The 16,147-nt window shown below is 67.5% G+C and carries 13 protein-coding genes; 11 read left to right on the top strand and 2 right to left on the bottom strand.

The window, feature by feature from the left end; all coding sequences use genetic code 11:
* Window positions 1-95 precede the first annotated feature (95 nt).
* From DW307_RS06255 to DW307_RS06220, 9 genes are all read left to right on the top strand, one after another.
* Window positions 96-2,459 carry an FG-GAP-like repeat-containing protein gene (locus tag DW307_RS06255; protein WP_168436335.1) on the top strand — a complete coding sequence of 788 codons (2,364 nt, stop codon included), beginning with the start codon at window positions 96-98 and terminating at the stop codon, window positions 2,457-2,459.
* 69 nt (window positions 2,460-2,528) lie between these two features.
* Complete coding sequence (locus DW307_RS06250; protein WP_136024313.1) at window positions 2,529-5,570, top strand: AbfB domain-containing protein; 3,042 nt, start codon at window positions 2,529-2,531, stop codon at window positions 5,568-5,570.
* A 136-nt stretch (window positions 5,571-5,706) separates the two neighbouring features.
* Window positions 5,707-6,963, top strand: a complete 1,257-nt coding sequence (locus DW307_RS18055) for a hypothetical protein (RefSeq protein WP_168440993.1) — start codon at window positions 5,707-5,709, stop codon at window positions 6,961-6,963.
* Window positions 6,960-7,550 carry a barstar family protein gene (locus DW307_RS18050; protein ID WP_051671254.1) on the top strand — a complete coding sequence of 197 codons (591 nt, stop codon included), beginning with the start codon at window positions 6,960-6,962 and terminating at the stop codon, window positions 7,548-7,550. The genes DW307_RS18055 and DW307_RS18050 overlap by 4 nt, the downstream gene beginning before the upstream one ends.
* A gap of 286 nt (window positions 7,551-7,836) precedes the next feature.
* Window positions 7,837-8,658: a hypothetical protein gene (locus tag DW307_RS06240; RefSeq protein ID WP_136024312.1), complete on the top strand. Its 822-nt coding sequence runs from the start codon at window positions 7,837-7,839 to the stop codon at window positions 8,656-8,658.
* A gap of 135 nt (window positions 8,659-8,793) precedes the next feature.
* Complete coding sequence (locus DW307_RS06235; protein WP_136024311.1) at window positions 8,794-9,030, top strand: hypothetical protein; 237 nt, start codon at window positions 8,794-8,796, stop codon at window positions 9,028-9,030.
* A gap of 157 nt (window positions 9,031-9,187) precedes the next feature.
* A complete protein-coding gene (locus DW307_RS06230) occupies window positions 9,188-9,565 on the top strand; it encodes a hypothetical protein (protein WP_021200112.1) in 378 nt (125 codons plus the stop codon).
* Window positions 9,566-9,680: 115 nt separating this feature from the next.
* Entirely contained in the window at window positions 9,681-10,967 is a 1,287-nt protein-coding gene (locus tag DW307_RS06225; RefSeq protein WP_029260850.1) for an adenylosuccinate synthase, read from the top strand.
* Between the two features lie 9 nt (window positions 10,968-10,976).
* Entirely contained in the window at window positions 10,977-12,083 is a 1,107-nt protein-coding gene (locus DW307_RS06220; protein WP_136024310.1) for a lactonase family protein, read from the top strand.
* Between the two features lie 12 nt (window positions 12,084-12,095).
* On the opposite strand, the gene DW307_RS06215 is transcribed toward DW307_RS06220, so the two are convergent.
* Window positions 12,096-13,340: a beta-ketoacyl-[acyl-carrier-protein] synthase family protein gene (locus DW307_RS06215; RefSeq protein WP_136024309.1), complete on the bottom strand. Its 1,245-nt coding sequence runs from the start codon at window positions 13,338-13,340 to the stop codon at window positions 12,096-12,098.
* Entirely contained in the window at window positions 13,337-14,908 is a 1,572-nt protein-coding gene (locus DW307_RS06210) for a class I adenylate-forming enzyme family protein (RefSeq protein WP_240750529.1), read from the bottom strand. Before DW307_RS06210 ends, DW307_RS06215 begins: the two co-directional genes overlap by 4 nt.
* A gap of 30 nt (window positions 14,909-14,938) precedes the next feature.
* On the opposite strand from DW307_RS06210, the gene DW307_RS06205 reads away from it, so the two are divergent.
* Window positions 14,939-15,523: a biotin transporter BioY gene (locus tag DW307_RS06205; protein ID WP_136024308.1), complete on the top strand. Its 585-nt coding sequence runs from the start codon at window positions 14,939-14,941 to the stop codon at window positions 15,521-15,523.
* Between the two features lie 18 nt (window positions 15,524-15,541).
* Window positions 15,542-16,147: hypothetical protein (locus DW307_RS06200; protein ID WP_205810408.1), on the top strand; the 606-nt coding region annotated here is incomplete at its 3' end.

The raw sequence follows: 16,147 nt of genomic DNA, 5'->3' as shown, positions 1-16,147 counted from the left end.
GGCATTGCATGTTCTCGTTGAGATCTCCCCGTCGTGGTCGTGTTGCGGCTGTGGGGGTGGCGGCGTTGGTGTCGGCGTTGCTCGTCTCGGTTCCCATGACCTCGGCAGTCGCCGATGATGCTCCGGGGTATCTCGTGGAGGCGGGGCTGTATCCGGATGGGGCCGCGGTCGGTCCGGCCGCCGGGATCGTTCTGAAGGACGGGAACGGTGGTCTGCGTGTCGTCACGTGCGCGGCGGGGACTGGGCAGGTCGAGGTGGAGTTCGAGAGGTCGGGCAAGCGGGCGAAGGTGTGCTTCGAGGCGGTTTTCCGTCCGGCGGTGTTGAATCTGGAGATCGCGGCGTCGTTCGGTGTGAAGGCCGGTGCGCAGCCGATGGATGTGACCTATTCGGTCGCGGGTGGTCCGGAGAAGGAGATCCCAGTGCCGGCGGGCGGGCGTCGCACGGTTGACGAGCTGCAGACGGGTCAGTCGACGATCGTGGTGATCGAGGTGAAGGCCGACCCCGCGGTTGACGTGCCAGCGACGACGGCCACGCATCCGCGGACCGCTGTCACGAAGGTCCGCACGGGTCTGGGTTCGTGCACGGGAACGTTGGTGGATCGGTCGTGGGTGCTGACGGCGGCGAGCTGTTTCGCAGCTGATCCGGCGACGCTGGTCCCGGGTGCCCCGGCGGCTCCGGCGCGGGTGCTGTTCGGCCCCGATGTCGCGAATGACAAGACGATGAGTGGCACCGGGGATCTGGGTGTGAAGGTCGCCCACATCGAGCCCGCCGGCAACGGTCAGGATGCTGTTCTGGCGAAGCTCGAGACCGCAGTGGACGACATCGCCCCCATGCCGATCGCGACATCGGCACCTGCCGCGGGTCAAGACCTCGCCTTCACCGGCTTCGGCCGCACGAACAACGTCTGGGTCCCCCTCGCCTCGCACACGAACACCTACCCTGTGACGGCCGTCAACACGGCCGCGCTGACGGCTGCAGCGGCCGGTGCTTCTCTCTGCCTCGGTGACGGCGGCGCCCCCGGCGTCCGCGACATCAACGGCACGAAGACACTCGTCGCTGTCGCATCCCAGGCATCACAGGCCGGCTGCTACGGCTCCGGCATCCCCGCCGGCACCGCAACCGTCACCGCAACCCGCGGCGACACCCTCTCCGGCTGGGTCGCCGCCACCATCCGCAACGGCCTCGACACGGTGGTCGTGCCGGCGGCGACCAAGGTCCTCGCTCAGCAGCTCGTCGACAGCGGCCGCATCACCGCGGAGCCGAAGATCATGACGCAGCTTCAGGCGTACGCGGCGGGCAAGGTGAGGGGAAACATCGTCGACAACCAGGTTCGCGACTGCACGATCGACCCGGTCCTCCTCGAAGCGTTGAAGAAGGTCGTCGTCGACCAGGGCTTCTCGATCACGATCTCTTCGCTGAACGAGTACTGCGTCACTCCGGGGGCTGCGAAAGCGGACTATCACTCGCGGAACGGCGGCGGATACGCCGTCGACATCAGCGTGGTGAACGGCGTGGCTTCGACAGGCAACACGGCACAGGATCAGGCGCTGCGAGCGGCGATGCTCGCGGCATTGCCTGCACCCAGCGGGATCGGACAGCTCAGCTGCCGCCCGAGGACCACGACACCTGCGGGATGGTCGCAGTTCGACGCCGCCTGCACGCACAACCACTTCGAGTACCGGGGGTCCGTCGCGGCTGCAGCGCCGGTGATCAAGCCCTCGTTCGACGTGAACAGCGATGGCAAGCCCGACGTTCTGTCGGTCTCGGCGTCGAATCACCAGCTCTACCTCTACCTGGGTAGCGGGACGGGTGGCTGGACCCAGCAGTCGACAGGCAGCGCCGGTTGGGAAGCGGTCACCGCGATCGTCCACGGGGACTACAACGCGGACGGCAACGGCGATATCGTCGCGACCTGGAATGACGGCAGCATCTGGTTCTACGAGGGTGATGGGGCGAACGGCTTCGTCGGCAGATCACTCATCGGCTCGGGTTGGCCCGGAACGGCGCTGCTCACCGGAGGCGTCGACTTCAACGGCGACGGACGCGCCGACCTCATCGGCCGCGGCACCAACGGGAACATCTACCTGTATGCGGGAAACGGCGCGGGAAGCTTTGCAGCCGGGGTGCATTTCAACGCCGGCTGGGGGCATATGACTTCTCTGCTCGCCGGCGACTTCAACGGCGATGGCAAGGGCGACCTCGTCGCTCGCGACTCCAACGGCCTGCTGTGGCGATTCCTCGGCGACGGCGTAAATCTCACGACGCCGACGCAGGTCGGCAACGGCTGGAACATCATGACCGTGATCACCGGCGGGCTCGACTACACCGGTGACGGCATCGCCGACATCCTGGCCCGCCAGACCACGGGTGCGTTCTGGATCTACCCGGGCACAGCCACAGGATTCACGGGCCCGACCAACCTCAACAGCGGGTGGAACGCTCTCCGTCTGCTCAGTTGAACGGCTGCTCTTTTTGCAGACAGACATCACTCACGCGTCCTGAACCCCAGGCTTCTTGAAAGGCATTGCATGTTCTCGTTGAGATCTCCCCGTCGGGGCCGCATCACGGCTGTGGGGGTGGCGGCGGCGTTGGTGTCGGCGTTGCTCGTCTCGGTCCCCGTGAGTTCTGCGGTGGCGGATGACGCTCCCGGGTATCTCGTGGAGTCCGGAGCGTATCCGGACGGGGGTTCGGTGGGTTCGGCCGCGGGCATCGTTCTGAAGGATGGCAACGGTGGTCTGCGTGTCGTCACGTGCGCGGCCGGGACCGGGCAGGTCGAGGTCGAGTATCAGATGGCCGGCAAGAAGGCGAAGGTGTGCTTCGAGGCCGTGTTCCGTCCGGCGGTGTTGAATCTGGAGATCGCGGCATCGTTCGGGGTCAAGGCCGGCGCGCAGCCGATGGATGTCACGTACTCGGTCGCGGGTGGTCCGGAGACGGAGATCCCGGTGCCGGCCAACGGACGTCGCACGGTCGACCAGAATCAGACGGGTCAGTCGACGGTCGTGGTGATCGAGGTGAACGCGGTGTCTACCGACGTCCCTGCGACCACCACCACGCACCCGCGGACGGCGATCACGAAGATCCGCACGGGTCTGGGATCCTGCACGGGCACGTTGGTGGACCGCTCGTGGGTGCTGACTGCGGCGAGCTGCTTCGCGGCCGACCCGACGACCCTCGCTGCGGGTGCCCCTGCCGCTCCGGCGCGGGCGTTGTTCGGCCCGGATGTCGCGAACGACAAGACGATGAGCGGCACCGGCGATCTGGGCGTGAAGATCACTCACCTGGAGCCCGCGGGCAACGGTCAGGACGTGGTTCTGGCGAAGCTGGAGGCACCTGTCGATGACATCACCCCGATGCCGGTCGCGACGGCCGCTCCGGTCGCAGGCCAGGACATCGCGTTCACGGGCTTCGGGCGCACCGCATCCGTCTGGGTCCCGCTCACCTCTCGGACGAACACCTACCCGGTCACGTCCCTCAACACGGCCACAGTGACCACCGCAGCCTCCGGTGCTTCGCTCTGTCTCGGTGACGGCGGCGCCCCCGGCATCCGCGACATCAACGGCACGAAGACACTCGTCGCTGTCGCGTCGCAGGCATCACAGGCTGGCTGCCACGGCTCCGGCATCCCCGCAGGCACCGCATCGATCACGGCGACCCGCGGCGATGTCATCGCACCCTGGGTCACCGCGACCATCGAGAACGGCCGGAAGCTCGCCGGAATCAGCGCCGGTCAGGTGCTGGAGATCGAGAGCATCGCTCAGGCGGGCGCGTGCATGTCGACCAAGAACGCAGCGTCGAACTCTTCAGCGGGGCCTGTGGTGATTCCGTCGAGCTGCACGCTCATCGGCCAGATGCGTCGGTGGGAGCTCGTAGAGGTCACTCCGACCGTCTTCGCCCTGCGCAACTACGTCGACCGCGCGATGTGTGCCGCGAGTTCGGATGCCGCAGGCAGCGCCCTCGTGCAGGCCGCCTGCGCGCCCGCCGATCCGAAGCAGCAGTGGACGTTCCGCGAGCAGGCCGCCGGCACGGTGAGTGTCGTGAACATCGCGTCCGGCAAGGTTCTCGCAGCGCCCTCGACGACGGCCATCACGCTGAAGACGGATTCCGGCGCGAACGTCGATCGATGGAAGTACACGAACGTCGCGAAGATGCGTTACGACGCTGCCACCGTGGGAAGCTACGTATCGTTGCGCACGGCCGTCGGAGGCAAGTCCCTCACCGCGACCACCACCGCCCAGGCGAACGTCAAGGATGTCGTCGCGACGTCACCTCTCGCGTTGCGCCAGGAATCGACGTTCCGGGTCGTGAAGGGTCTGATCGATCCGCAGTGCGTCAGCTTCGAGTCGATCGCCTCGCCGGGCAAGTTCCTGAACATCTCCACGACGGCAGACGGAAACATCGTGCTGGTCGCGCCTTCTCCCACCAGTTCGCGCAACGCGACCTGGTGTGCGCAGGATGCGGCGCACGGAGTCGGCTTCTCGTTCCCCGCGGCTCGCGATTCCTGGCGGATGCTGCGTTCACACAAGAACGGTCTCGTCTACGGCGGCGCCAGCTTCAATGCGGGCGTGCCCAACGGCGATGATCAGGCCGGCTACGTTCCCGATACCGCATGGGTCATCGGCGAGCCCTGGGCCGCGCCCACGTTCGCAGGAGGTCAGGTCTTCGAGATCGAGAGCATCGGCCAACCAGGCACATGCTTCTCGACGAAGAGCGCGGCGTCGAGTCCGAACGCCGGGGCTGTCCTGGCTCCTGTGGGCTGCACCCTGAACCCCCAGATGCGCCGCTGGGAACTGATCGAGATCACACCGACCGTGTTCGGCCTGCGCAACTACGCACATCACCCCATGTGCGCCGCGAGTTCGGATGCTGCGGGCAGCGGGGTCGTGCAGGCTGCGTGCGCTACGACTGACACTCGTCAGCAGTGGACATTCGCCGACCAGCCCTCGGGCGGAGTGAGCATCGTCAACGTCGCCTCCGGCAAGGTGCTCACAGCGCCGACATCGACGACTCTCACCTTGCGGGCCGCCACGGGCGCGAGCGTCGAACGATGGACGTACAAGAACGTCACCAAGATGCGTTCCGACGTCGCGACGATCGGCAGTTACGTTTCGCTGCGCACCGTCGTCGGTGGGAAGTCCTTGACGGCCGTGCCTGCCGCGGCGCAAGCATCCGTCGGCAACGTCACTGCCTCCTCACCGCTCGCTCAGCGTCAAGCAGCGACGTTCCGGGTAGTGCAGGGGCTGGTGGATCCACAGTGCTACAGCTTCGAGTCGGTCGCATCTCCCGGGAAGTACTTGAACATCTCCACGACGACGGATGGCTACATCGTCTTGGCCACGCCTTCTGCGACCAGCAGCCGTAACGCGACCTGGTGCGCAGAGGACGCGGAATTCGGCGTGGGACTCTCTTTCCCGGCCGCCCGTGATCCGTGGCGCAAGCTTCGCATGCACCAGAACGGTCTCGTCTATGGTGGTGCGACGTTCAGTGCGGGAGTGCCGAACGGCGACGACGCCGCCAACTACATCCCTGACACCGCATGGGTCTTCGGCGAGCCTTGGGTGACCGCACCGTAGGAGGCTCCTCGGACGGCGTGCCTCTGCTCTCTTCGTAGGCCCTGTCGCTCTCCGCGGGGGGAGTGACAGGGCCTGCGATCGGAGCGTGTGGAGCGCTTCCGGCAGGACGAGACAGACGAATCGAAAGGCGGGATAGGTGTCATACGACCTCGAGGTGTACGGGAAGGTCTCGTTGACGGCGAGGGACCTGGCGAAAGTGGTTTCGTCACTGCGCGGGCTGAAGGCTAAGGTCGATCGGCGATCGCAGACGATCTCGTCGATCGTCGACAAGCGCACCCGCGAGATGGCGTTCGAGCTCGACGGCCCCGATCGTGTGGAGCCGGAGGATATCCCGGCGGAGTGGACCGAGGTCGCGGATGCGACGGTGCTCTACAGCATCCACGTGTCGTACGACGTCACGTCGGGAGCGGGGTTCTCGTTCAGCGTCGACGAGACGAAGCTGGCGACGGCGTCGGCCTTCGCCGCACGGTTGGCGGAGCGCGTCGACGGCACGGTGATCGACCCGCAGACCTACGAGCCGCAGCCGGAACCGCAGCCGGAACCGCAGCCGCAGCGCCCCCGCTTCCTGCATCTGCGCTGGTACCGACTGCTCGATGACACACACGATAAGGATCTCGCCGCGATCTACCTCCGCACGGCGCGCGAGTTCTTCAGACCAGGGGTGCCGTCGCGATTCGGCACGCACGAACCGTTTCAGGGGAGGTTCCCCCGCGACGACGATGCGACGTTTGACGGGATGTACCGCGCAAACTGCTACCTCGGCGATCTCATCCTCGCGGGCAAGCCGATCGAGCACGGGACCATCGACGGCTGGACGAACGACCTGGAGCGCCGAACTCAATCGATCCGACTGAAGTTCGAGCTCGATCGGCTCGAGAAGCTCAAAGCTCTTGACGCCATCGAGCCGTTCTTCGTCGCACTCGCCGAACGGACCGGGGCCTTCTTCGCGTTCGCCGAGGTCAATACGAATCGGTACGGAACCGCCCACCCGCTCATGGACGTCAAACTCAAAGACCCGTGGAGCGGATTGCCGGCCGCGCCGCAATGGATGACCTGGTTCGAGCCGGAATACGCCGAGATGGTCGCTCCGCATCTCGATCCCATCCGCACGAAGGCCAACGGCCAGGGGACTCTGCACCGCTGGACGGAGCACCCGGCCGAGGCGGAGGAGCTCCTTCGGTTGAGCGGCGATCCGTGGATCCCCGCCGGCTTCCGAGGGGTGCTCGATCCCGCAGGCGACGGGCGGTGCGCCGAGGCGGCCGCGGTCATGCCGGCGTCTCTGAGGTATCCCGCCCCCGAATCACCGCAAGCCCTGCGCATCGAGGCGCACTACGCGCGGGTGCGAGAGATCGAGGCCAACGCACGGAACCGAGCCGCCGAGGGGCGGCGATGACGCTCGAAGGGGGAGAGGTCGGCCCGACGTCGACCGCGAGGGGCTTCCTCTGGGCGACGGAAGGTCCGTGGGTGTACGTCGGACACGGCGAGCAGGGGCGCGAGAAGTGGATTCCATCGTCGTTCTACATGACGGCCGAGCTGGATGACGCGTGTGTGCGGACGCTCCGCGGGTGGAAGATGCGTTCTTACGAAGGACTGATGAACGAGTTCGGAGCCGCGCTCCAGTTCTTCGACGGATTCGGGGAGAACTGGTCGGCGCTGAGCGACTGCCTCCGATCTCTGGACGAGTGGCTGCCGGCCAAGGCCTACGTGCTCGTCGTCGAGCGCGCGGAAGAGGTTCTCGTCGACGATCCCCTTGATGTCGAAGCGTTCTTGCGCACGCTCCATTCGGCCGGAGAATCCTGGTCTGCAGCCGTGGACAGCCCCGAGATCTATGCGCGTCCGCCCATCCCGTTCCACGTGCTGCTGAACGTCAGCGATGCGCACCCGGAGGGCATCGACCGATTCGTCCGCACTGCCGCCGAGGCGCGAACCGATATAGCCTTGCGTGGCTCCTCGATGAATGGAGATCATCGTGTCTTTTGACCTCGAGGTGTATGGCGAGCACTCGCTCTCATCGGATCAGATCGCGGAGGTCGTCTTGTCGGTGGGGGGCCTCGTCGCTGAGCAGGACGCAACAGGGGCGAGCATCACGGCCGTCCGCCACGCCGACTCGGAGCGCCACTGCCTCACACTCGACGGCCCGTTTGGCATCGACGATGGAGACATTCCGGAGCGTTGGCAAACTGCCCTCTCCGGGGCGACCGTGCTCTATCAGATCCATGCGGACGTCGGAGAAGATGACGTTCGGTGCGCACTCGCGTTCTCGAGGATGCTCGCTTCACGAGTCGCCGGGCGGGTGCTCGACCCGCAGAACGATGAAGCGCCGGGACCTCGGTCCGCTCCGCCTGCGAAGTCGGCGGACGGGCAGTTCCTACACCTTCACTGGTTCCGCCCGGGCGGCATCGGCGAGGATGTCGCCGCCTTGTATCTGGAGGTCGCACGGGAACTGATGCCGCTCGCGGTCCCCGCGCGATTCGGACCGCATGAGCCCTTCCAAGGGAAGTTGCCTCGTGACGACGATGCCGCTTTCGATCGCATGTACCGGACGGCCTGCGCGATCGACAGCATGTACTTCGTCGGCACGGCGCCCTCGCTGGGAGGATACATCGACAGTTGGGGCTCGCCGAATCCGAAATGGCCCGTCGACCTGATGGTCACCTTCGACTTCAGCGGGCTCGAGAGGGCGGGCGCCGTGAGCGAGATCACCGACTTCTTTGTCGAGGTCGCACGCCGCATCGGAAGCTTCTCCGCCTACGTGGAGCTGAACGATGCGGCGTATGCGACGGCCGCGCCCCTGCGATCCCTCGGCGCGTGGGCCGGACTCCCCGACGAGCCGCAGTGGCTGACGTGGTACTCCCAGGAGTATGCCGCTCTGGTGCACCCCTATCTCACAGGTGGTGTGTCCCGCTCCTTCCCGGAGGGGCTCCTCCACCAATGGTCCGAGGCTCCGATGACCGCGGGGCAGATCCGGCCGCTGCTCACCAGGGCTCCGTGGGTTCCCGACGAGCTTCTACCGCTGCGCTCCCCCAGTTCCCGGCGGAGGCTGCTCCGCGTGGCCGACGAGATGCCCGAGTCCCTCCGCGGTGAGTGAGGCCCGAAGCGACATCCGGCGTTGCATTTCGGGCGATCCGAAATCGATCCGAGGGGCGGTGATTCAGGTGCGGCGTTCCGGCCTGAGGATGAGTGCGACTACTTTTCTCAACGACATCGACTGATGGGGCGAAACATGCAGTTCCTGACACTTCCCGAACTTCGAATCGACGAAGTTTCCCCAGATGCCGTTGGGGCATTCGTCGTTACCTCAAATGAGATTGCTGTCCTCGCGAACGCCATCGCGCAATCGCGCCTGGCCATCGACGATTGGGAGTTCTCATCGCTGGTCGGAATGAAGCCGAGCGAGGCTGACCAGATGCGACAGGCTCTCGTTCATGTGTTGCGCACACACGAGCCGCCACAAACATAGCGACCAACCTCAACAGCGGGTGGAACGCCTCCGGCTGTTGAGCGCTCGTGTGGAGTGGGACGTCGCTACAGGTCACCCTGGTGACTTCCGTCAGCACGGCCGCGACGCGAGCGCAATCGGGGCACCCGTGCCCACCCGGGAGATAGGCTCCTGTGCCATGACGGAGCACAAGAACCAGCGGCAGCATCAGCCCGAACTTCACGGAGGGGTGCTGAGCGGCGGTGGCAGCCCGGCGCTGTGGGGCGCGCTGATCGGACTCATCGTGTTCGTCTTCGTCGGTGTCCCGATCAGCGCGGCGGTGCGCTTCGCGACCCATCCGATGTCCCAGCAGCTGTTCGGAGGCCGACTGTCGGAGGCGACCGTCGGCGGCTATACGGCGTTCTGGTGGATCGTCGCGATCATGCTCCTCGCCCTTCCCTTCCTCGTGGGGTGGGGTGTCGCGAAGCTCTCGGCGCGAACCCTCACGATCATCGGCGCGATCGCCGTCGCGTTCTTCGTGGTCATTCTGATCCTCGGCCAGCTGTACGTGTTCTGACCGCCCCCGACGCTCCCCCGAAAGGCGCACCGAAGCCCTCCCGATAGGATGGGACCGCCCGAAGAGGGCCAGCTCATCGGCCGGTGCAAACCCGGCGAAAGCCAGGGGGTTACCCATGCCAGGAATCGTTATCGTCGGCGTGCAGTGGGGCGACGAAGGAAAGGGCAAGGCCACCGATCTTCTCGGTGAGCGCACCGACTGGGTGGTGAAGTTCAACGGCGGCAACAACGCCGGGCACACCGTCGTCGTCGGCGATGAGAAGTACGCGCTGCACCTGCTGCCCTCCGGCATCCTGTCTCCGGGCGTGACGCCCGTGATCGGCAACGGCGTCGTGGTCGACCTCGAGGTGCTGTTCTTCGAGCTCGAGGCGCTCGCCGCCCGCGGCATCGATGTCTCGCGACTCAAGGTCAGCGCCAACGCGCACATCATCACGCAGTACCACCGCACGCTCGACAAGGTCACCGAGCGCTTCCTCGGCAAGCGCATGATCGGCACGACCGGTCGCGGCATCGGCCCGGCGTACGCCGACAAGATCAATCGCGTGGGCATCCGTGTGCAGGACCTGTTCGACGAGAACATCCTGCGCCAGAAGGTCGAGGGCGCCCTCGACCAGAAGAACCATCTGCTGGTGAAGATCTTCAACCGCCGCGCGATCACCGCCGACGAGGTCGTCGAAGACCTGCTGTCGTACGCCGAGCGGCTGCGGCCCATGGTGGCCGACACCGGCTACCTGATCGCCCAGGCCCTGGACCGCGGCGAGGTCGTCGTGTTCGAGGGCGGCCAGGCCACGATGCTCGACATCGACCACGGCACCTACCCGTTCGTGACCTCGTCTTCGGCGACTGCAGGAGGCGCGGCGACGGGTGCGGGCGTCGGCCCCGGTGCGCTCGACCGCATCGTCGGCATCGTCAAGGCGTACACGACTCGCGTCGGCTCGGGTCCGTTCCCGACCGAGCTCTTCGACGAGCAGGGCGAGTGGCTGCGCAAGCAGGGCTTCGAGTTCGGCACCACCACCGGCCGTCCGCGCCGGGTGGGCTGGTACGACGCTCCCATCACTCGCTACGCGACGCGCATCAACGGCATCACCGACCTGGTGCTCACCAAGCTCGACATCCTCACGGGTCTCGAGCAGATCCCGGTGTGCGTCGCCTACGACGTCGATGGCGAACGCTTCGACGAGGTGCCGGTCAACCAGACCGACTTCCACCACGCGAAGCCGATCCTGGAGTACTTCCCCGGCTGGAACGAGGACATCTCGGTCGCGCGCACCTTCGAGGACCTGCCGCAGAACGCGCAGGACTATGTGCTGGCGCTCGAGAAGATGAGCAACACGCGCATCTCGGTGATCGGCGTCGGCCCGGAGCGCGACCAGGTCATCGTCCGCCACGGTCTGCTCGACTGACCCGCGCCCGTGACGCGCTTCTGGCTGGGCGGCTACGGTGCCGCGATGGACGGCTCGGCCGACGGCATCGGCCTGCTCGCGGGGGATGAGGGCCGCGAGGCCTCGACTCTCGCCTACCGCGGTGCCGTGGTCGAGACGCCGTCGCCGTCGTGGCTGGCGCAGCATCCGACCCTCGATGTCGTCTACGCGGCACTCGAGGGCGACTCCGCGGTGCAGGCCTTCTCGCGCGCCGGGGAAGCCGCCCTTGCGCCGCTGGGTGCGCCCGCGCCGGTCGGCCAGTACGTCTGCCACGTCGCGGTGGCGCCGAACGGTTCGGCCCTGATCGCCAGCTGCTACGGCGACGGTCGCGTGGTGCGGTTCGACCTGGATGCGGAAGGCCGTATCGTGCCTCCGAAGCCGGATGCCGCGGCGGCGCTCCGCGCAGCACTGTTCGGTGACGCCGACCCGGGTGCTCCCGCTGCGACTCCGCCCGGCGACGGCGTCGCCGCGATCGACCCGTACGGGGTGGGCGGCGACCGCGTCTCCCACGCGCACGCTGCCGTCTTCCTGCCCGACGGACGCGTCGCCACGACCGACCTCGGCTTCGACCTCGTGCGGTTCTGGCGGCAGAGCGGCAGTGGGCTCGTGCTCGACCACGAGGTCGTGCTCCCGCTCGGCACCGGACCACGGCACATGGTCCTGCACCCCAGCGGACACCTCCATGTGGTCACCGAGTACTCCTGTGAGGTCTTCACCCTCGCGCGCGCGGCAGACGGCACCTGGAGTGTCGTGTCGGTGACCCTGACGAGCCCGACCGCCGAGGTGGGGATGGACTTCCCGGCAGAACTCGCACGTACGCGCGACGGACAGTTCCTCTACACGGCTCTGCGCGGCAGCAACACCATCGCCGCGCTGCGGGTGCGGGGTGGCGGCGAGTCTCTGGAATCCGTGGCGCTCGCCGATTCCGGTGTCGACTGGCCGCGGCATCATCTGGTCCACGAGGGCAAGATGCTCGTCGCCGGTCAGCGCTCCGACACGATCACGCTGATCGACCTCGACGAGCGCACGGGCGCGCCCCTCGGTATCCGTCACGAGGCGCAGGTTCCGACCCCGACGCACTTCCTGCCGGTGCGCTGACCTCGCCGCGATTCAGTCGCTCGCGGTGAGCAGCAGCGCCGCGTTGTGGCCGCCGAAGCCGAACGAGGTCGACAGCACGGTGCGGACCGGATGCGGTCGTTCCCTGTCGCGTACGAAGTCCCAGTCGTCGGCACACGGATGCGACAGATTCATCGTCGGGGGCAGCAGCTGATCGCGGAGCGTCATCGCGATGATGACGGCCTCGACGACGCCGGCCGCACCGAGCAGATGTCCGGTCGTCGACTTGGTCGCGGTGAGGGGAACGGACGATGCTCTCCGGCCGAGCGCCTGCGTGAGCGCGACCAGCTCGGCCTCATCGCCCAGTATCGTGCCCGTGCCGTGCGTGTTCACGTGGTCGACCTCTGCAGCGTCCGTGTCGGCGTCGGTGAGGCAGGCGGCGATCGCTCTCGTCGCCCCCGCGGCGGCAGGGTCGGGCGCGGTGGCGTGATGTGCGTCGCTGGTCGCGCCGAATCCGGCGATCGTCGCGAGCGTTCGAGCGCCGCGCTCCCGTGCGGCATCGGCGGATTCCAGCAGTACGGCGGCCGCGCCTTGCGCCATGACGAAGCCTGTGCGGGCGCGGTCGAAGGGGCGTGAGGCCGACGAGGGGTCGTCGCCGAAGCCCGTCGCGACCGAGCGGAGGTTCGCGTGGGCAGCGAGATGCAGCGGGCCGAGGCAATCCTCCATCCCGACGACCAGCACCCTGTCGGCATACCCGTGACGGATTCGGCGCAGACCTTCCCCGATCGCGACCGCTCCACTCGCGCAGGCCGCGGCGACCGCGTGGGTCTGACCGAGGAATCCGTATCGTCTGCTGAGCACGCCGGCGATCGCATCCGCCGTTCCGTACACCGTGAGCCCCGGCGGCACCCGACGCGCCCCGTGGTCCCGCAGCGCGCCCGCGGCTCGCACGGTCGCATCTACCGGCCCGGAACCGGTCGCGACGATCACCTGCCCGGCATCCGCCAGCCACGGCTGCCCGTGGACGCCCGCGTCGGCGAGTGCTTCATCGGCGGCGGTGATCGCCCACTGCTGCATCGGTGTGAGGTGCCGGGCGAGCGATGCCGCCAGATCGACCGGGGTGGTGAAGCCGCGCACCACTCCGCCGACCTGCACAGGGCCTGAGCCGGAGATCTCCGGAGGGAGGCGGGTGATGCCGCTTCGTCCCGCGCGCACAGACGCCCACGACGCCGATACCGTCAGTCCGCTCGGTGTGACCGCGCCGACACCGGTGATGACCACGGATCGCCTGCCGTTCATGCTCGCTCCTTTCCGAGCGCGACGAGATCCGCGACGGCGGCGCGACGGATCTTCCCGCCGGAGGTGCGCGGAAGCTCCGGCAGCGCGTACCAGCGGCGCGGAACGGATGCCGGGGCGAGATGCTGTTTCGCCCACCTGCGCAGCTCCGCGGCGGGTGGGCCGACGCCTTCGGTGACCAGCGCGATACGCGTGCCGAGACGCTCATCGCTCTCGGTGATCGCGCAACAGGCGCTGAGGCCCGGCATCCCTTCGAACGCGCGGGCGACCTCGTCGAGCGCGACGGTGTGTCCGCCTGTCGTGACGACGTCGCCTCTTCGGCCGACGAACGTGAAGTCCCGATCGCGCAGTCGCCCTTGATCGTGCACGCTCGCCCAGCCGTCAGCGTCCGTCAACGATGTCGTGCTCGTCTTCGGCAGGTAGTCGGTCGAGCAGGAGGGTGAGCGCACCCAGAGACTGCCGAGCTCGCCGGGAGCCAGGTCGTCGCCGTCATCGCCACGGACGCAGGCCTCGACCTGCGGGTAGAGCCGGATGGCTTCGTCGCCGGCGCGATCGTCGCCGATGAAGCCGAGTTCGCCGGTGCCGAAGTAGCCGATGCTCCGGGCATGGGGGAGCGCCTCGGCGACGTCGGCTCGCGTCGATGCGGAGAGTGCCGCCCCTCCCGTGACGATGAGCTCGATGCCGTCGTACCGTCCTGGATGTCGGAGGGCGGCGTCGACGAGTGTCGTCACCGCCGCGGGGATCGTGACGAGGCGCGTGATGCGCTCGTCGTGCACGCGGGAGGTGAGCCACAGCTCGTCCAGGCTGTCGGCGACGTGCAGCTGACCACCCGTGGCGATTACCTCGAACAGCGTGTACAGGGTCAGGCTGTACGACATCGGCCCGGGTGCGAAGGTCGCGACGCCGTCGTGCGCGCCCAAGTGCTCGCGGGACACCTCGATGTTCGCCGCATACTGCGCTCGCGTCTTGAGGAACGCCTTCGGCGCGCCCGTCGTACCGGATGACGTCAGCAGTAGGAACGGGGTGTCGATCGGAGGGCCGTCGGTCGGAGCGTCGTCGGTCGGTGCCTCGGGCGCGGATGATCCGTCGTCCAGCAGGTCGGCGAGGTCGAAGACCAGACCGGGCCACCCGCTCGCGCGCAGAGCGTGCCGGAGGTGAGGAACATTCGTAATGATGGCGGCAGTCCCGGATGTGACGATCGACTGCATCTGCAGAGCGACGGGCCACTGCGCGTCGACGACGGTGAGGATGCGGTCGCCCGCCTCCACCGCGACGACGGCGCGCGCCGTGTCGAATGCGGCGGACAGGCAGATACCCACGATCGGCGGGTGGGTCGAGTGGCCGTCCGCTCTGGACGTCGAGGGGATGCTCGCGAGCATGCCACGGAGGGCAGCGGAGATTCGGCGCGACTCGGTGTGGAGCTCGCCGTACGTCAGGTGGGCATCGCGGCCGACGATCGCCGGGCGGTCGGGGTCGTCGGCGGCGATGCGGCGCAGCGTCGGGGTGAGAGACGTGAGGACTCCTGGGCGGGTTTGCGTGCGGAGGGCGGGCGTCCCTATTCTAATGAACACCGTTCAGGTGAACGGCGTTCAGGAGGATTCATGACCAAGCCCCGCGCCACCGATACAAGCGCCTCGCTCGGCCGCATCGCGGTCTTCGCCGCACTGATCGTCGTGCTCGGCACGGTGATCGTGCCCCTTCCGAGCGGCGTGCCGATCACGGCGCAGACCCTGGGGGTCATGCTCGCCGGACTCGTGCTGGGGCCGCGTCTCGCGCCACTCGCCGTGGTCCTGGTGCTCGCGCTCGCCGCGGTCGGACTTCCGGTTCTCGCGGGTGGTCGTGGAGGCCTCGGCGTGTTCGTCGGACCGAGTGCCGGGTACCTCATCGGCTGGATCGCCGGGGTCGTCGTGATCGGCCTGCTCATGCGCACGGGTCGCTTCACCTGGTGGCGCTCCGCGATCGCCGCTTTCGTGGGAGGGGTGCTCGTCGTCTACGCATTCGGCATCCCTGTGCAGGCGCTCGTGACGGCGGTGCCGCTCGGGCCCACGGCGCTGTCGAGCCTCGCGTTCCTGCCCGGAGACCTGATCAAGGTGGTGGCCGCGACGCTGGTCGTGGTCGCACTCCGACGGGCCTACCCGCGTGCGTTCGCCGACGGCCGGCGGGTGCGGACGGTTTCTGCGGTCTAGGAATCCGCGCAAGCTCGAGTGACGAACGGTGGATACACCACCGTCACGGGCGGAGTGTCGGTCGCGGGTTCGCCGAATGACTCGACGATCACGACGGTCACCGACCTGCTCGGTCGGACCGTGAGCTACACGGATGTGTGGGGCACGGTCACCACGCCCACATACGACCCGGCTTCCGGGCGTGTGACGCAGATCTCCACGACTCCTGCCGGTGGTGCGGCGTCGGTGACCGCGTACACGTACGACGCCGACGGCAAGGTGAAGACGGTCACGGTCGATGGGCAGCAGCTCGCGTCGGTGACGTATGACGCCCTGCAGCGACTGAAGCAGGTCGCGTACCCGGATGGGTCGGCGCTGAACAGTGTGGGTCGGGATGCGGCTGAGCGGGTGGTCGGTCAGGAGTGGCTGGTCGTGTCGGATGCTGTGGTGCGGTCGCAGTCGGGTCGTGTGGTCAAGCAGCAGTCGTCGATGGGGTCGACGTCGTATTCGTCGACGTACGGGTATGACACGGCTGGGCGTTTGGTGTCGGCGAGCATCCCCGGGCATGAGTTCACGTATGGGTTCGGGTCGTCGGGTGGGTGTGGTCCGAATGCGGCGGCGGGGATGTCGGGGAATCGGACGGGT

The sequence above is a fragment of the Microbacterium sp. K27 genome (assembly GCF_004794435.1).
In the GTDB taxonomy this organism is placed as follows: domain Bacteria; phylum Actinomycetota; class Actinomycetes; order Actinomycetales; family Microbacteriaceae; genus Microbacterium; species Microbacterium maritypicum_A.
The sequence above is the reverse complement of the archived record's forward strand: the minus strand, read 5'-3'. Positions and strand labels throughout refer to the sequence as shown.